A 16,950-nucleotide genomic window follows, 5' to 3' on the forward strand; every position below is an offset into this window, starting at 1 on the left:
TACCCCCATGTTCGCGCCATGGATATGCCGATGGTCATCGGCATCGGTATAAGTCCGCGCGAAGTGTTCGCGCACCGCCGACAAATGCGGCGACCAGTCGTGAATCGCGATGACGCCGCACACCGCATCGGCGCAAAGGTCGAGCTGGCGGACGAGCCAGTCATCGGCGACGACGCTGTCGGCGTCTGTGAAAGCCAGCCACCTTGCACCCAGCGACAACGCACGCCGCGCCCCCTCCCCACGCGCAATGCCGACATTGCGCGCGTTCACTGCAAGCACGTCGGCGCCGAGGGACTCGGCGATTGCCGCCGTGTCATCCGAGCAATGGTCGGCGACGACGATCACGCGCACCTCTTCGCCAAGCAATTGATGGTGGCTCGCCGCCCGTTTCGCTGCTGTTACACATGCCCCGATCTGCGCCGCTTCGTTATGAGCCGGAATAATGATGCCGATCATGTTCTTCTCTCCGTTCGCATTTTCGTTATCCGGAACGCTCCGGACAGTTGCTGAAAGCCCACAGCAATGGGCATTCCCACGAAGACGCAATGAAGAAAAGACGTGCAGAAACAGCGCTTTGCGTGGCTCTGGACTGCCCTCGCCAGTCAATCCGACCTGTGCGGATAAACAGTGCCTTCCCGCCCTCGCCTCAGAAACAATTCGAGACCTGACTGAAACAACACGTAACCGGCGTCAACTTTCCTGAAAGCTTGGCGTTAACCCGGTGACAGCGCCAATTCCTGGCGACAAACTTACCGAACTTCGAGGCAACCGACTCCATGGCCGCGCTTCCGCTTTCAGCACTCCAGCAACGCGAACAAAAACACGGTCACACGGCGCTCATTCCGCGTACTGCCGTGCAACTCAGGAAAGAACACGACCGGATCGTCGGCCGCGCGAAATTTTTCCTGTACGCGACGGTTGTGCTGGCTTTCGCAGGATTGATCGCCGTAGTGGCCATGCCGTTCTCGCCGATCCCGGCCGACTTCAGCTTCGGCGCGCAGGAAGTGGTCGCCGTAGCGGTGTTCGCCGCCTGCCTGTTCCTGCTGCACGAGCGCGCTGAATTGATGCTGCGTCTCTACAACTTCGAACCGGTCGAACAGACCACGCAGGGCGAAATGCGCGCGTTGCTGCATCGCGTGCCGGAAGGTGCGTCATACCAAAGCGCGCTGGCCGCCGAGAACCGCACGTTCGTGACAGTCGAAGTGGAAGAGATCCGCCGTCGCGCCGACGCATTCAAACCGGCACCCGAAGGCCAGCAAACTGAGGAAGCCTGACATCGGCGACTTGTAAAGAAAACGCCGCTCGACTCAGCTTCGAACATTTGAAAGCCGCCGCCCCGAACGCCCGGGCCGGCGGCTTTCATTTTTCTGACCACGCCTTGAGCCTGTTTCTTGCTGAATGAAACTCCGCCAGCGAACGCATTCGAGCCGTTCGCTTCTTGTCCATCCGCGGAGCGTCTCAGCATGAGCAATCAGCCCAACATCAAGCAGTACAACCATCCCGCAGGCGGCTGGGGATCGGTGAAAGCGGTTTCATCGATACTTCTTGAAGAGCACGTCGCCGTCAACGGCACCCGCGTTCTCTTCAAGCAGAACAAACCGGATGGCTTTGCGTGCGTGAGCTGCTCGTGGGCAAAACCCGCCGATCCGCATCTCTTCGAGTTCTGCGAGAACGGCGCGAAGGCCACTGCATGGGAGATCACGACAAAGCGCGCCACGCCCGAGTTCTTCGATCACCATACGCTCGCCGCGCTCGAAGCGTGGAGCGACATGGAGCTCGAATCGCAAGGACGGCTGACCGAGCCCATGCGCTACGACGCCGAAACCGATCGCTACTTGGCAATCCCGTGGCAGCAAGCTTTCGATGAAATCGGCGAGAAGCTGCGCGGCTACGATCCGAAGCGCGTGGTGTTCTACGCGTCAGGGCGTGCATCGCTTGAAACCTCCTATATGTATGCGCTCATGGCGCGGCTATACGGCTGCAACAACCTGCCGGACAGCTCGAACATGTGCCACGAAAGTACCTCGGTGGCGTTGCCCGAGACCATCGGCGTGCCGGTTGGAACCGTGACGCTCGAAGACTTCGAGCACACCGACTGCATGTTCTTCTTCGGCCACAACACTGGCACGAATGCGCCGCGCATGCTTCATCCGCTGCAGGAAGCGCGCAAACGCAACGCGCAGATCATCACGTTCAATCCGCTGCGCGAGCGGGGTCTGGTGAGTTTCGCCAACCCGCAGTCGCCGAAGGAGATGCTTTCCAATGAACAAACCTGCATCAGCACGCAGTATCACCAAGTGAAGATCGGCGGCGACATCGCGGCGGTCACGGGAATCTGCAAAGCGCTGATCGAAGCCGACGACAAAGCCATCGCCGGGAACACACCGCGCGTGCTGGACGCGGGTTTCATCGCCGAACATACGCATGGGTTTGAAGCATTCTCCGATGCGATGCGTGCGGCGCACTGGAAGGACATCGAACTGGAATCTGCGTTGACGCGCTCCGCGCTGGAGGCGGCCGCGACCGAATATGCTCGCGCGAAAGCCGTAATCATCCTGTACGGCATGGGGATCACGCAGCACCGGGAAGGTGTGCTGGCCGTGCAGATGCTGACCAACCTGATGCTGCTCGGCGGCAATATCGGTAAGAAGGGAGCCGGGATTTGCCCGATTCGCGGCCACTCGAACGTGCAGGGACAACGCACGGTCGGCATTACGGAAAAGCCCGAACTCGTGCCCATGGACAAGCTCACCGAGCTGTACCAGTTCGAGCCGCCCAAGGACACGGGGCTCACGACCGTCGATACCTGCGAGGCGGTGCGCGATGGCGGTATCGATGCGTTTATCGGACTCGGCGGCAATTTCGCACGTGCGATTCCGGACCAGGGCGTGCTCGATCCGGCGTGGAAGAAATTGCCGCTGACCGTGCAGATTGCGACGAAATTGAACCGTAGCCATATCGTGCACGGGCGCGCGGCTTATTTGCTGCCGTGTCTCGGGCGCATCGAAGTGGACCAGCAGGCGAGCGGCGAACAGACCGTCACGGTGGAAGACAGCACGGCGTGCATTCATGCATCGAAGGGAATGGTCGAGCCGGCGAGCAAACATCTGTTGTCCGAACCGGCTATTGTTGCGGCGCTCGCGAAGTCGATCCTGCCGCCGAATCCGAATATCGACTGGGATGCGTGGGTGGCGGATTACGGGCTCGTGCGCAGCGCAATCGAGCGGACGTATCCCGAGCAGTTCAAGGAATTCAACGAGCGCATGTCGCAGCCGGGCGGGTTTCATCGGCCGCTTCCCGCAGCCAAACGCGAATGGAAAACCAAGACGGGCAAGGCGAATTTCATCGTGCCGGCAGGGTTTGGTGAGGACCCCGATATGCAATTCGATGGGGAACGCACGCTGCGCCTGATGACCACGCGCGGCGACAGCCAGTTCAACACGACGGTCTACGCGCTCGATGACCGGTTTCGCGGCATCACCAAGTCGCGCGATGTCCTGTTGATGAACAAGGACGACATGATCCGTCTCGGGCTTGCCGAAGACGACACGGTGAAAGCGACCACGGTGGCCAAGGACGACGTGCTGCGCGAGCTTGGCGGCCTGCAGGTTCATGCGTACGACATCCCGGCCGGCTGCGTCATGGGCTATTACCCCGAGTGCAACCGGCTGATTCCTGTGTCGCACCATGCAAAGCGCAGCAAGGTTCCGGCGGCCAAGGCAATCCCGATACGGCTGCAAAAAACAGCGGCGTGACGCCGAGGCGGCATCGAACTGAGAAACAGGCATGAACCGTGCGGGAAGCTCCCCGGCGCGTGCAGTGCCTCGCGCAATTCCAATCGCAAGCAACAACGTTCCGGAGCCGATCCATGCTCGCCGATTCCGCCTTTTCGACGTTCGACGAACCCTTGAGTGCCGAGCTTTCCGCTTCGGGCGCCTGCGCTTTCGAACCCGCCGTGCATCCCGAGAACGACTACGCGGCGCTGCTTGCGTTTCATGGGATTGAACCGGACCGCCTGGTTCTTATCGATCCGCACGACGAAACGAGCGCCTCCAGTAATGGCCAGCTATTGGCTGATATCAGCGACACCCTCGCCGCCGATGGCTGGCAAATCGCGATAATCGGCGACGCGTCGGAATCGGAAAGCACCGGTGCGGTTCTGGGCGCGATGCAATCCGGCGCGCTTTATCTCGCCGGCGCGATGACGTCCGAGACCCAGGCCGCCCTGATAGGCAATGCCAGGCTGGTGTTGAGCGAATGCGCACAAGGATCCGCGGTCGCGCGCATTGCGCATGAACGCGGCACTTCTTTAATTGACATCCATCGCGTGGGTTTTGGCGGCCGCGCTGAAGCCATTGCCGGCGCGGCACTTGCCGAACTTCATACGCAAGGTTCCGCGCGTCCCGGGCTGCCTTTCACGCTGCATACGCCTATGCTGAAAGACGCAGCATGAACTTTCAACGCGATTGACCCCAAGAGGCGAGCCATGAATACGCAAACACTGAGTCATCACAGCTACCGGATGCAGACCAATCCGATCCCCGATCCCCTCGCCGACCCGAACCGCGACCCGGAAGCGGACCCGTTGTCGCCGCCTTCGCCGGGGCATCGGCCGGAGGAACCGCAGCAGCCCGATGCGCCGCCGGATGGTCACCCGATCTGAGCGTCACACCTTGGTCGCCGATTGCGCGTGATCGGCGACCTCAAGCGCCGTGCCAGGCGCGACCGGTAAAACAGCGGGCTCGACGAGAGGATCGATAAACACTTTCGCGCCCCGCTGATAGTTGAAGATAAACAGCACGACAGACGCTGTCGTTGCCAGCATCACGCAAAACACGAACACCGCGCGATACCCCCAAGTCGCCGCAACGAACCCCGACGCCACGCCAGCCATGACGGAACCGGTACGCATCGTGTTGAAAAACAGCGTGGTCGCGCGGGCAAGAGCGCCGGGCATCATTTCCTGAAAATACGACATCCCGAGACACGACGTCACCGCCACCACGACCGCGTTCAAGATCTGCAGCGGCACGAGAACCCAGAGGTTGGGCGCCATCGCGATTCCGGCGAAATAAACAATATGTGACAACGACGCAAACGCGATCATGTTTGACTTGTTGATCCGGCGGGACGCGCCGCCGAGCATCAGCATCATCGGGATTTCGGCGAACGCGCCGAGGCCGACCATCTGCGCCACATGTGCAGTCGTGCCGTGCAACTGGTCCACGATCAGCACCGGCAACATGATCGTCGCGATTGCCGAGCCCATTCCGATCAGCGTGAAACTCACGAGCGCCGCGTACACATGCGCGTTCTTTCCTTGCTGCGGGATCTCGCTGCTGGTTTTGTCGCCTGCTTCGAGCGCGTCGTACACCTTCGGCTCGCGCATGAACAACACGATCACGCCGGCCACCGCAAACGCGCCCGCCGCCGATAAAAACAACCCGTTGAACCCGGATACACCGAGCACGATCGCACCGGCCGCCGGCCCGAACACCCACGCGCAGGAAAGCGTCGTGCGCAGCGTAGCCATCGGCAATTCGGTGTCTTTGATGCCTTCTGCGTGCAGTCGCGCCTTGCTGAACGTGAAGAGTTGCGGAAACACCGCAGCGCCGATGCTCAGGAACACGCAACCGAAAATGGTCAGCAAGATGTAGTTGCGCGTTACGCAGAGCAGCGCGTAGCCGAGCGCCGACCCGGCGATCGATAGCAGGACGATGCGTTTCTTATCGCTGCGCCGGTCGGCAATGCGCCCGAGATAGGCGCTGACCACCACACTGCTGACGGCCGTCAGCGTCATGAAGATGCCGAGGCGCACCGGCGTCATGTGCGCCTCGGTCGCGCCGAACAGCGATGTGTAAGGCACGGCGAACGAGGACGCGATGCCCGAGAGAAACATCGCGAGAGAAATGCCGGGATAACCGGGAAGACGGATCAGCGCGAGAAAAGTCTTGAAGACGGCGTTCATTGAAATTCACATTGGCGGCCAGGGACCGTCGTTTTGGTCGCTCTGCACGAGCGCGAAAAAAGACGTCAGCGGGCACTTAAACACGCGCGCAGGATTTTTTCAATGCATCTGAAGGATTGTTCGCGATAAACAAACTTGCTCGACCGGAAACAGCACGCGTTTATGCCGTCCAGCTAAACGTTCTTTGGATTGAAGTCGTTCTCTTCAAAGCTCGCCGCAATCCATTCCACAAACGCCTGAGTTGCAGCGCTCGCGTTCCGTCCGCTCGCATAGACGATGGAAACAGGCAGGGGCGAACATCGCGCGTTGGTGAGGACTTCTTTCAGACGTCCTGTTTCGAGATACGGTGGGCGCGTGAAAACCTCGCGACCGCCAACTCCCATACAACGATTAAGTCGGCTGCCGGCTAAAAGCGTTTCTGTTGCAAAATCGTCCAATACATTTGCAAGGCGTTTCCCTAGCATTGTGTTTTCCGCGTCTTCCTCAGGAGAAAGCATTGTTAGTGCAAAACGAAGCAATCGCCGCGGCCGGCGCCGAGACGCCCGCCGAACCCGAACGGTGTGTCATCGTCGTGGACGAAGCGTTGCCGCCCGGCAAGGCCTCGAACGCCGCCGCAGTGGTGGCGTTCACGCTGGGCCAGCGGCATCAGCATCTGGTTGGTGAACCGCTGCGCGAACTCGACGGAACCGCTCACCCGGGCCTCATCCCCATCGGCATTCCTGTGCTCAAGGCCACGGCCGAGCAACTGAGCGCGCTTCGCCGGAAGTCGCTTGCGAACTGCGATGTCGTCGACTTCCCCGTGCAGGGCCAGACCACGACCGACTACGCGGCCTTTCTGGGCGCCGTCAATGCGTTGCCGGGGGAAGCGCTGCAATACCTCGCAGTTGGTCTCGTCGGACCGAAGAAAAAAGTCGGCAAACTCGTGGGCGGGCTATCGCTCTTTGCGTGAGCTTCCGGTAAGTCTCATGCAAGCCTTGCCTCAGCGCGTGCAGCCCGGAAGGCCAGGACTTATCATGATGTTTTCCGCCGCTTCCACGGGCCGCACTCCATGACCGCAACCGCGCCTACCAAATCGATCAAGCTCTGGCACGCGCCCGACGTAATGGACGCCGTCATGCTCAAGGGCCGTTTCGTCGGTCACCGGTATCCGCCCCATTCGCACGATACACATTGCCTGGCCGTCATCACCGGCGGTGTGCTTGCGGTCGAGGTCCAGCAGCAGCGTCGTTTGTGCCGCCGCGGCGACGTGATTGTCATCGACGCCGATCGGGTCCACGCAGGCCTCGCCGCCGGCGACGGTCAATGGAAAATGCGCGTGGCGCATGTGCAGCCGGGCGCGCTTGCCGCGTATTGCGAGCGTCTGGGCATTGCGCGGCGCGAGCGATTCGACATGCCGAGCCCTTTCATCGCCGATACCGAACTGTCGCAGCATCTCTACGGTGTGAACTGGTGCTCGGAAGTGGACCACGATGCGTTCAAGCGCAGCGAAGTGCTGGCCACTGCCGTCACCGGTTTGTATGCGCGGCATGCGGGTCGTCCTGCCGATCTGCCCGTCGTGCGCAACGAACCCGCGCTCGTGCGCGCGGTCAAGGATCGTTTGCGTGATGACCTGCACGCGGGCCTGACTTTATCGACGCTTGCAAGAGAATTCGATGTCACCCCGTTCGTGCTGCTTCGCGCCTTTGTCCGCGAAGCAGGCCTCAGTCCGCATGCGTTTCTTCAACAAGAACGCGTGCGCAGCGCAATGCCGCTCTTGCGCGGCGGACGGGCGATTGCCGAAGTGGGCGCACGAACCGGTTTCGCGGATCAGTCGCATTTCACGCGTGTGTTCAAGCAGCAGACTGGCGTCACGCCGAAGGTCTATCAAGCCGCGTTCTCTTAACGCCATCGCACGAAAAAAACCCGGCATAGAGCCGGGCGCAATTGGTTTTCACCAAAGGAAAGGTTACGTGCTTCTCCTGGTCGGCGAACGTCACACGACATTCTTCTCCACGATAGGCCGGTTTTCAATCACGCGCGTCCAGCCCAGCGACGACAGATCCAGCGTCTTGTATGCCCCGCCAAGAATCAGTTCGCTGACACCGCGCCCGGTCGCCGGGCCTTGCTGCAAACCATGACCGCTGAAGCCGTTGGCAAACACGCAATTATCGATTTGCGGGTGGTAACCAATGATCGCGTTCTGATCGAGTACGTTGTACTCGTAGTAACCTGACCAGCAATTCTCTACACGCAGCGCCTCGAATTCCGGCACACGATGCGCAAGCGTCGGCCAGATGACGTCGTCGAAGATGGCGTGATCGACCTGATCCAGCGGCAAGTCGTCCGGATCGTTGTTCGCGTCCGGCGACGTACCGCAAATATACGTTTTCCCTTCAGGGCGGAAGTAGACGCCGGTCGGATCGATGAGCAGCGGACACGCGCTCAGCCGGGCCGGCGATGACACATTGAATATGCTGCGCCGGCGCGCACGCACAGGTATGTCGATACCCATCATCAGGGCGATATTGCGCGCCCATGGACCGCCGGCGTTCACAACGGTATCGCAATCGAAACGCTCGCCGCTTTGCGTGATTACGCGTATCACGCGGTTGCCCGCCAGTTCCATTTGCGCAACGTCGGCACACACATAACGCGCGCCGAGCGCCTGCGCTTTCTTCTTCAGCGCTTGCACGAGGCCATATCCGTCGAACCAGCCTTCGCCGGAATTGCCGTAGGCGCCCGCAATCAGGTCATCGGTATTGAGCCATGGAAACTTCGCGCCAAGCGATGTCTTGTCGAGCAGGGAAATATCGGCGCCCAGGCCCGTTTGCATGGCGTGGTTCTCGCGCAGCGTGGATTCGCCAGGCGGCGTTGCGAGAAAGAGATAACCGCCCTCATGCAGATCGATACACGGTTTTTCGCCATCGATCTCGAGCACCTCGCCGATCCCGCGCAAGAATTCGATCCCATACAAGGACATTTGCACGGACAAGGGCGTGGAGAATTGCTGTCGAATGGAGGCAGCAGACAGTGCCGAGGAAGACCGGGCGTAAGTGGTGTCGCGTTCAATGACGGTGACGGACACGGTCGGGTCCGACGCGCGCAGGAAATAGGCCACCGAACTGCCGATAACCCCGCCGCCGACAATAACGACTTTTGAACTCACGACTGACTCCAGACGCAACGAGACGGGTAGGACGGAATGACGACCCGCAAGGCTGCCGGATCGGCTCTCAAGCTAGTTTCCGATAGGAAACTTTTGTAAGCCCGGAAACTATACTACGCGGTTTTTTTGTTGGCAATATTGCGAGAATCCTGGCACCAATATGTATCAAGGTGCGACTTGACCCATTCTCGCCCCGCCAATAAAGCGTATTTATGCCGATGGTATTATCGGAAACAGTCACGCCTATCCGCTTCTCTTCCCGCGATCCATGGACACGAATCTCTTGAGGCCAGCCGAGCAATCATCGACAGACCTTGGCCGCCGGGTCAAAGCTGCGCGTCTCCAGCAAACGCTGACGCTCGAAGTCGCGAGCCGCTTGTGCGGCGTATCGCGTTCGACTTTATCGAAGGTTGAAAACGGGCTGATGTCGCCGACCTTCGACGTGCTGCAAAGGATCGTCCATGGCCTGAAGATCGACTTGGTCGAGCTGTTCGGCTCCAATGCCAAAGCCAATGCCGGAGGCCGCCGTGCGCTGACACGCAAGGGGCAAGGAAGCCCCCACACGGCCGGTTGCTACGAAATGGAACTGCTCGCGACCGAACTCGCGCAAAAGGCCATGTACCCGTTTCGCATTCGTATCACCGCACATTCACTCGATGCATTCGAGGAATGGGGCCGGCATGAAGGCGAGGAGTTCCTGTTCGTCCTGAGCGGCGCGGTCTGCCTTTACTCCGAGCTCTACGCGCCGACACATCTGGAAGCCGGCGACAGCATCTACTTCGATAGCCGCACGGGGCACGCGGCGGTATCGACGAGTCAGGAAGACGCCGAAGTGCTGTGGATCATCAACGAGAAACAACGCGGTCCCTCAACGTAGCGCAACACACGGACGTCCATCGAGCTTATGTCGCGCCTGCGAGATCTTCATCGCGAATCAAGAAAAGTAGCGGGACGCCACGGCAAGGCGGCATCCGGCTTGCTCGACTCCGTTGCGCGGAATCGTCCCGTGTGGATGGTGTCGTTCGCGGTCAGCCAGGCGGATTTGTCGGAAGGCTTGCGCGCCGCGTTTGCATCGACGGTCATGCTGCTGCTCGGCAACCTGCTGCACATGCCGGAGTTTTCGTGGGCAGCAATCGGCGCGTTCTGGACCTGCCTCGCGGACGCGGCCGGATCGAACCGGATGCGCTTTGCATCCATGAGCGCCTTCGCGTTGTTATCCACCGTGTGCGGAGGGCTGACGGCCTACGCGTCGGGATCGAATATTGTCGCCGCGGCTGTTGCTGTTTTTGTGTTTTCAGGACTCGGCGCGTTGGCGCGGATCTGGGGATCGGCATCGGCGCAAGTCGGCATTCTTGCCGCAACGGCGTGCGTGGTGATGGTCGATCGTCCCATTCACGGCTCATTCGAAAGCTTCAGATTTCTCGCGTTATATGCTGCCGGATGCCTGTTCGCGACTGCACTCAGCTTCACCGTCTGGCGCATTCATCCGTTCGGGTCGAGCCGCGCCGCCATGCGCTCGACCTACGCGCGACTCGCCGATATCGCCAGCGACAGCGCCCGCCTGCTCAAGCGCGAGCGCGCCGGATTCCAGGAGTGGGCGTCGCATGCGTCGCGGTATCGGGGGCAGGCGCGAGCCGCGATCGAGACGACACGCAAGGCGTTGGCGCGGGTTCCATCGGCGAAGGCAGACCGGCGCGACACCTACAACAACCTGCTTCTCGCACTCGCCGACAGCGAGCAGATCTTCGCGTATTTGATTGCCGTCACCGATGCCTGCGAGCGCGGTCATCATAGGCTGCCCAATTCGAAGCGTGCGGCGCGTGCTCTGGAGGCCTTTGCTGAAGTACTGTCAAGACTGTCGCGCGCCCTCGCCGATCAACCCTGGGAACCGACTTGGCATCAGCGCGACCGGCTTCACTCGCTTGCGCAGCAACTGGAAACCGCGCTGGGCGAAAAGATCGCACTTCGATTCGATGTCGATTTCAGCGAGCTCGAACCCGCTCCGATCGTGCAGGATGCTTGGTGGAACGCCGCGGTAACGACTCTGAAACGTGGCGTCGAAACGTTGAAGGCGAATGCGTCGACCGATTCCATCGGCGCGCGGCATGCGGCGCGTGTTGCGGTGGCGGCGACCATCGTGTTCATCACGGTGCGCCTGCTCCACCTGCCGTTCGGATACTGGGCGACCATGGCCACGCTGCTGATCCTGCAGCCGTCCATTGCAACGAGCTGGCCGCGCAGCATCGAGCGCGCGGCGGGGAGCATTGTCGGCGGCTTGCTTGCCGCCGCGATCGGTCTCGCCGTTCATTCGCCCGTGGCGATTTCGCTGGTCGTGTTCCCGCTCGTGTGCGCGACCATGGCGCTCAGACCCGTGAGCTACAGCCTTTTTGTGCTTTTCATCACGCCGACGTTCGTGCTCGTCGCGGACTTCGCGGCGCCCGGCGGTGCTGAAATTGGCTATGCCATCACGCGGCTTTCGAACAACGTGTTTGGTTGTGTCGTTGCATTGCTCGCGACTTTCCTGCTATGGCCAAGCCGTGAACCGGCCCGCTTCAATCAACGATTGATCGAGGCGATCGCGGCCAACTTCGCTTATCTTGCCGAGTCGCTCGGAAGATCGAAACGCGATGAACTCGAGCTCGAGCGGTTAAGACGCGCCGCGGGTCTTGCAAGCAACAACGCGGAGGAAGTGCTCGCACGTCTACGGCTCGAGAAGCTCGATACATCCAGCGAGGACCGCACCGGCTCCACTGCGCTCGCGCTGCTGCGCCGGGTGGCGGGAACGGCGACACGCGCACGCTCGTTCGGCGCAGGGTTCGCCGCAAACGCGCCGCTTGCAGAATGGATCACGTGCGTTGGGCAGAGCATCGAGTCGGGGCTCGCCGGCGACCCGCAGCATCATCCCGAAGAGGTCTTCTCGAAGGACGGCTTGTCATTGCTCGAAGCCGATGCCGTCAACCAGGTCATGTTGCTTCGACGTTTGCTTCGCGAGGCAGGCCGCATTTAAGTGCATTGCGGCCTGCCTGTCCGTCGATCTATTGTCTTATCTGACTCAATACTGACTCAATACCCTATTAGTCGATGCCCTCCTAAAAGAGGGATTGCCTGCCGGATATCGTCGACTTATGTTTCAGTCATGCGCGGTCCTCGCCGCGCATCCGGAATCACAAGCCGCTTGGGTAAATTTTGGTGCGGCCTCACCGCGCCGTTTTGCCGCCGCACGGTTTTCATCGTGCGAATGATTCAACGCCTTCAATAAAAGCCCGGACTGTCGCGCTCGCTGCACACGATAGCCCGGGATCCGCTTGATCCAAACATTCCATATCACCGATGTCATAAAACACGCCGCAACAGGGAGCGCATGATGCTAAGCAGACCGGTCCGGACAAGCAGGGACATTGACGGTGTGTCGATGTCGGCGGAATTTCATCGGGATACCGGGCGCCTGAGGATCATCGGCGAAGGCGGTGTGATCGCCGAATGGTTCCCGCCCCACTCGTGGTTCGTGATTGCTTCGGTGGCGGGGTACAGCACCTGGGGAACGCGTCCTAACGAGAAAGACCTCGCCATGGTGATCCAGGACTTCGTACTGCAGCGAGACGGCGCTCGCGGGCTGGTGTTCAGGTGAACGTGCGGGAGATCAACGCGTGCGGGGCATGGTCCCGGTTCTGTTCGGCGCCCTGACAAGAGGACTTTCAGTGGTCCGCGTGCCGTTGGCTCTCATGCTGCTGATAACGCCGTCTGTTCCCTTGCTCAAGCCCGTGCTCGTTTGAGGATCATTACCGGCGGCATTTCCCGTAGGAGCGGAACTGCGTGTGAGCGATGAGTTTGCGGCATCGCCCGGAGCCGCGCTTGCCTGCGCATGAACCCCCGCCGACGTGCCCGCAATCAGCACAGATATAAAAATCTTCGCTGCGACTTTCATCATTCACTCCACTCGTGCGCCGGGACACGCAACGTCCCTTCATTCTTATGAGCCACTCAAACGCGCTACGTTCCCGGGTAATTGTCTCTTTAAATTACAGTGCGTCGCGCATGTGCGCGAAACTCCCGCGCGTTTTCCCTCGGATTCGGTAACGGCAGTTCCGCTGTAATATCGAATGAGCGTTGGGCGCGGAAGGTGGTACACGCAGTAGCGCCGGCGTTTTTCGAACGCTAATAAACCTATTGGAGACGCACATGGCAAAGCCCGAGTACGCCGACCCGTTTAGTCAGTTTGCCGCAATGTTCCAGCAATACAAGCTTCCCGGATTCGATGTCCAGGCAATCCTCGATGCCCGCCGCAAGGACGTCGAAGCGCTGGCGGCCGCGAATCGCGTCGCATTTGGCGGCATGGAAGCGCTACGCGACAAACAGCTCGAAATCCTTCGCCGGGCGCTAGGCGATTTCCAGACCATCGCGCAGGAGTTCGCTACGTCGCCGGCGAAAGCCGCAGCCAATCCGACCGAGGTCGTACAAAAGGCGCTGCATCAGGCGCTTGCCGACATGCAGGATATCGCGCAGAAAACGCAGCAGGCACAGACCGAAGCGTACGCGATCGTGACAAAGCGGATTGAAGAGGCGGCAAAGGAACTGAAGTCATCGATGGAGCAGTCGAAATAGCCTGCATCATCTTCCAGGCTGACAATAAAAAACGCCCCTCGGATTTTCATCGCGAGGGGCGTTCTTACTTCTGAAGACTCAACTGCCGTGCTTCGATTACAGTGCTGCGTCCTTCAGCTTCTTCAGCGGGCGCACCTTCAGGCGCACCGATGCCGGTTTCGCCGCAAACCACTTGTCTTCACCCGTGAACGGGTCCTTGCCAAAGCGCTTCTTCTTCGCCGGCACGTCTTGCGCAACGACCTTCAGCAAGCCCGGCAGCGTGAACTCCTTGGCACCTTTCTTGTGAATCGATGCGAGCAGCGTTTCTTCGAGTGCCGCGAGCAATGCCTTCGCTGCCTTCGGCTCGACGCCCGAGCGTTCTGCCAGATGAACAGTCAGCGACGCCTTGGTGAACGAGTCCTTGATGGGTTTCAGCGGCGTGGCCACAACTGCTTTCTTGGCTGCAGGCGCTGCTGCCTTCTTTGCTACCGGCGCTGCTTTCTTGCTTGCGGCCGTCACTTTCTTGGTCGCCGGCGCTGCTGCTTTCTTCGATGCCGGAGCTGCGGTTTTCTTCGTGGTGGTTGTTGCCATGAGTGCCTCGCTTATAGTCAAAAGTTGCCCAAGACCTTTGCCTTTGCGCCGTCACCGACTAACGCAAAGGTACAAATCCTCGGGTTGGGCGCCAGCGTAACAACACCGCCTTCAAGACGCAACATCTCAGACCATAAATTAAAGGGTTTTTTGCATGAAAGTCACGAATCCGGGTACCTGTACCTCACTTCATTGACTTGGATATGGAAAAACCTTGTTCAAGAGCACCCATGACGTTCTTTGGCCGCTGTCTTTAGCTCTTCTCTCAAGTCGCTTTTGAAGACTTCGTATCGATACAAAATGGTGCCTCTCGCGTGCCTCCACTTCATCGGCACTTTTGCAAATCAGGCGCTCATGGCATAGTGCGGCCACATCCATTACAGGAGGTCCCAATGCCTACAATCGAACAGCTTCGCGTCAAAATAACGAAGCTACAGGTTCAGGCTGACGCGTTGATTGCAAAAAAGATGCAAGCGGCAGTCGATCAGATTCGAAACATCATGCTTGAGCACGGCCTGACAACCGAGGACATCGAGAAGAAAGCAAAGGCCCTGCGCAATGCAAAAGCGGCCAAAGGCAGCGCGGCGAAAACACCCTTGAAAACAAGGCGGAAGACGGCAGGCAGTCTGCCGGGCAAGGGCGCGGCCAAGTATCTTCATCCGAAGACCGGCGCAACCTGGACCGGACACGGGCGTGCACCCGCATGGATTGCCCAGGTCAAGGACCGTTCGAAGTTCCTGATTGCGGAAGGCGCTGCTGCGGCAGATGCCAAGGTCACGCAACCGGGCGCGGCACGCAAGAACGCCAAGGCAAAGTCTTCTGCCACGAGCGGCGCAACAGCGAAGAAAGCGGCGAAGAAAGCGGCCAGGAAAGCGGCAGCAAAGAAAGGCGTCGCGAAAAAAGCCGTAGCATTGAAGAAAACCGCGCCGGCGAAAAAAGCAGCGCGCAAACGCGCGGCAGAAGCCGTGGCCGAGAGCCAGACAACGAGCTAAGCAAGTCTGCACGGCAGGCGATCGGGGGCACCAGCCCCCGTCGGTTGGTCCAGCATCGAATGCTTGCTCGCTCGACTCTCAGCTGCACGCGACGCTTTCAAATTCAAAACGCATCCCCACTGGAGCTTATATGGAAGCCGACGCAAAGGCATCCGGAAGCAGCGTGCCGACAGCGCCGAGCACCAAACTTACCGCCGATAAAAACGCGTGGAAGGCGCTCATCGCCTCGGCAACCGGCTACGCGATGGACGGCTTCGATCTGCTCATCCTCGGCTTCATGCTGCCCGCCATCGCGCTGGAATTGCATCTGAGCACGCAGCAATCCGGCGCACTGGTGACGTGGACGCTGATCGGCGCGGTCGCGGGCGGTATTGTGTTCGGCTCGCTGAGCGACCGCTATGGCCGGATTCGCGTGCTGACGTGGACCATCGTGCTGTTCGCGGTCTTCACAGGACTGTGCGCGTTTGCAACGGGCTTCTGGGATCTGCTTGCGTACCGGACCATCGCGGGGATCGGGCTCGGCGGCGAGTTTGGTATTGGCATGGCATTGGCGGCCGAGGCATGGCCCGCGAAGTATCGTGCGCGGGCGTCGTCCTACGTTGCGCTGGGATGGCAGACAGGCGTCCTCGCCGCGTCCTTGCTGACGCCGCTGCTGCTGCCGCATATTGGCTGGCGCGGCATGTTCCTGCTTGGCGTGGCGCCGGCGGTCATCGCGTGGATGGTCAGGAACTCACTGCATGAGCCTGAGGTATTCGTGCGAAGTGCGATGAAACCCGAGCGCCGCGCCAACGCTTTCAGACTGCTTGTCGCGGATGCCGACACGACGCGCGCGAGCATCGGAATAGTGATCCTGTGTTCTGTCCAGAACTTCGGCTACTACGGCATCATGATCTGGCTGCCGACCTACCTTGGAAAGACGCTCGGCTTCGGCCTGACCAAGTCGGCGTTGTGGACCTCGGTGACCATTGTCGGAATGATGATCGGCGTTTATCTCTTCGGCCAACTTGCTGACCGCATTGGCCGCAAGCCGACCTTCCTCCTCTTCCAGGCGGGTTCCGTCGTGATGGTCATCTTCTATTCGACGTTATCCACGCCGGGCGCCATGCTCTGGGCCGGTGCAGTGATGGGACTCTTCATCAACGGGATGATCGGCGGCTACGGGGCGCTGATCTCCGAGGCCTATCCGACCGCGGCTCGTGCGACAGCGCAGAACGTATTGTTCAATATCGGACGGGCGGTCGGCGGATTCGGGCCGATCATCGTGGGCGGACTGGCTGCGTCGTATTCGCTGCAAGTCGCGATTGCATCGCTCGCGGGCATATACGTGCTCGATATGCTGGCGACGGTTTTTCTCATTCCCGAGCTGAAGGGCGTGGAACTCGAATGAACCAGTGCATTATTTGAATGCTCATTTGAATGCATAAGCGACGCCTGCGCCATACGTGATCTGATTGCGATTGCCACGCTGCGTCACGATAGGACTGTCCGCCGCCGAACCCGAGATTCGCTGGCAATAGATCATCGCGCCGCCGAACCAGTGTTTGTCGAATTGATAGATTGCAGCGAGCCATCCTGTCATCTGTTCCAGTCCGCCTGAAGGACTGAACGCGGGCAGCCCGCTGCGCGCCGAATCTTCCTGTGTGACACCGAAGTAGACCTGGTTGAAGCCCTGG

Annotated in this window: 18 protein-coding genes; 12 read left to right on the plus strand and 6 right to left on the minus strand. The window is 60.1% G+C overall.

Annotated elements, in window-relative coordinates:
• Nucleotides 1-456, minus strand: a 456-nt coding sequence (locus tag ACFFAR_RS07185; RefSeq protein ID WP_375507694.1) for a glycosyltransferase, incomplete at its 3' end; no start/stop codon positions are given.
• Between the two features lie 320 nt (nucleotides 457-776).
• On the opposite strand from ACFFAR_RS07185, the gene ACFFAR_RS07190 reads away from it, so the two are divergent.
• The 4 genes from ACFFAR_RS07190 (at nucleotide 777) to ACFFAR_RS07205 (ending at nucleotide 4,663) form a co-directional block, all read left to right on the plus strand.
• Nucleotides 777-1,274 (plus strand): hypothetical protein, encoded by a 498-nt coding sequence (locus ACFFAR_RS07190; protein ID WP_075358204.1) that lies wholly within the window; start codon nucleotides 777-779, stop codon nucleotides 1,272-1,274.
• Between the two features lie 189 nt (nucleotides 1,275-1,463).
• On the plus strand, nucleotides 1,464-3,755 hold the full coding sequence (locus ACFFAR_RS07195) for an FdhF/YdeP family oxidoreductase (RefSeq protein ID WP_375507695.1): 2,292 nt from the start codon (nucleotides 1,464-1,466) through the stop codon (nucleotides 3,753-3,755).
• Between the two features lie 113 nt (nucleotides 3,756-3,868).
• Nucleotides 3,869-4,453, plus strand: coding sequence for a glycosyl transferase (locus tag ACFFAR_RS07200; RefSeq protein WP_174362518.1), 585 nt, complete (start codon nucleotides 3,869-3,871; stop codon nucleotides 4,451-4,453).
• A gap of 33 nt (nucleotides 4,454-4,486) precedes the next feature.
• Nucleotides 4,487-4,663: a hypothetical protein gene (locus ACFFAR_RS07205; RefSeq protein ID WP_162916083.1), complete on the plus strand. Its 177-nt coding sequence runs from the start codon at nucleotides 4,487-4,489 to the stop codon at nucleotides 4,661-4,663.
• Between the two features lie 3 nt (nucleotides 4,664-4,666).
• Here ACFFAR_RS07205 and ACFFAR_RS07210 read toward each other — a convergent pair whose 3' ends face one another.
• Nucleotides 4,667-5,968, minus strand: a complete 1,302-nt coding sequence (locus tag ACFFAR_RS07210; RefSeq protein ID WP_174362519.1) for an MFS transporter — start codon at nucleotides 5,966-5,968, stop codon at nucleotides 4,667-4,669.
• Nucleotides 5,969-6,141: 173 nt separating this feature from the next.
• Entirely contained in the window at nucleotides 6,142-6,465 is a 324-nt protein-coding gene (locus ACFFAR_RS07215; protein WP_174362520.1) for a hypothetical protein, read from the minus strand.
• A 5-nt stretch (nucleotides 6,466-6,470) separates the two neighbouring features.
• Between ACFFAR_RS07215 and ACFFAR_RS07220 the strand changes: the two genes are divergently transcribed.
• Nucleotides 6,471-6,917: a DUF2000 domain-containing protein gene (locus ACFFAR_RS07220; protein WP_231941619.1), complete on the plus strand. Its 447-nt coding sequence runs from the start codon at nucleotides 6,471-6,473 to the stop codon at nucleotides 6,915-6,917.
• A gap of 99 nt (nucleotides 6,918-7,016) precedes the next feature.
• Nucleotides 7,017-7,850, plus strand: a complete 834-nt coding sequence (locus ACFFAR_RS07225; RefSeq protein ID WP_174362521.1) for a helix-turn-helix domain-containing protein — start codon at nucleotides 7,017-7,019, stop codon at nucleotides 7,848-7,850.
• 90 nt (nucleotides 7,851-7,940) lie between these two features.
• On the opposite strand, the gene ACFFAR_RS07230 is transcribed toward ACFFAR_RS07225, so the two are convergent.
• Nucleotides 7,941-9,113 (minus strand): FAD-dependent oxidoreductase, encoded by a 1,173-nt coding sequence (locus tag ACFFAR_RS07230; RefSeq protein WP_174362522.1) that lies wholly within the window; start codon nucleotides 9,111-9,113, stop codon nucleotides 7,941-7,943.
• Nucleotides 9,114-9,381: 268 nt separating this feature from the next.
• Between ACFFAR_RS07230 and ACFFAR_RS07235 the strand changes: the two genes are divergently transcribed.
• From ACFFAR_RS07235 to ACFFAR_RS07250, 4 genes are all read left to right on the plus strand, one after another.
• The gene (locus tag ACFFAR_RS07235; protein WP_174362523.1) at nucleotides 9,382-9,990 is read left to right on the plus strand and encodes a helix-turn-helix domain-containing protein; all 609 of its coding nucleotides are present in this window, start codon (nucleotides 9,382-9,384) and stop codon (nucleotides 9,988-9,990) included.
• A 27-nt stretch (nucleotides 9,991-10,017) separates the two neighbouring features.
• Nucleotides 10,018-12,120, plus strand: a complete 2,103-nt coding sequence (locus ACFFAR_RS07240) for an FUSC family protein (protein WP_174362524.1) — start codon at nucleotides 10,018-10,020, stop codon at nucleotides 12,118-12,120.
• 405 nt (nucleotides 12,121-12,525) lie between these two features.
• Nucleotides 12,526-12,741, plus strand: a complete 216-nt coding sequence (locus ACFFAR_RS07245; RefSeq protein ID WP_236873465.1) for a hypothetical protein — start codon at nucleotides 12,526-12,528, stop codon at nucleotides 12,739-12,741.
• Nucleotides 12,742-13,292: 551 nt separating this feature from the next.
• On the plus strand, nucleotides 13,293-13,715 hold the full coding sequence (locus tag ACFFAR_RS07250; RefSeq protein WP_062003319.1) for a phasin family protein: 423 nt from the start codon (nucleotides 13,293-13,295) through the stop codon (nucleotides 13,713-13,715).
• A 96-nt stretch (nucleotides 13,716-13,811) separates the two neighbouring features.
• Here ACFFAR_RS07250 and ACFFAR_RS07255 read toward each other — a convergent pair whose 3' ends face one another.
• Nucleotides 13,812-14,285: an HU family DNA-binding protein gene (locus ACFFAR_RS07255; RefSeq protein ID WP_062003320.1), complete on the minus strand. Its 474-nt coding sequence runs from the start codon at nucleotides 14,283-14,285 to the stop codon at nucleotides 13,812-13,814.
• Nucleotides 14,286-14,677: 392 nt separating this feature from the next.
• Here ACFFAR_RS07255 and ACFFAR_RS07260 point away from each other — a divergent pair, with 392 nt between their 5' ends.
• Nucleotides 14,678-15,277, plus strand: a complete 600-nt coding sequence (locus tag ACFFAR_RS07260; protein WP_174362525.1) for an H-NS family nucleoid-associated regulatory protein — start codon at nucleotides 14,678-14,680, stop codon at nucleotides 15,275-15,277.
• 130 nt (nucleotides 15,278-15,407) lie between these two features.
• Nucleotides 15,408-16,664 (plus strand): MFS transporter, encoded by a 1,257-nt coding sequence (locus ACFFAR_RS07265; protein ID WP_174362526.1) that lies wholly within the window; start codon nucleotides 15,408-15,410, stop codon nucleotides 16,662-16,664.
• 21 nt (nucleotides 16,665-16,685) lie between these two features.
• On the opposite strand, the gene ACFFAR_RS07270 is transcribed toward ACFFAR_RS07265, so the two are convergent.
• A partial coding sequence (locus ACFFAR_RS07270) for a MipA/OmpV family protein (RefSeq protein ID WP_174362527.1) occupies nucleotides 16,686-16,950 on the minus strand: 265 nt, incomplete at its 5' end.

The organism is uncultured Caballeronia sp., assembly GCF_964243625.1.
Lineage (GTDB): Bacteria > Pseudomonadota > Gammaproteobacteria > Burkholderiales > Burkholderiaceae > Caballeronia.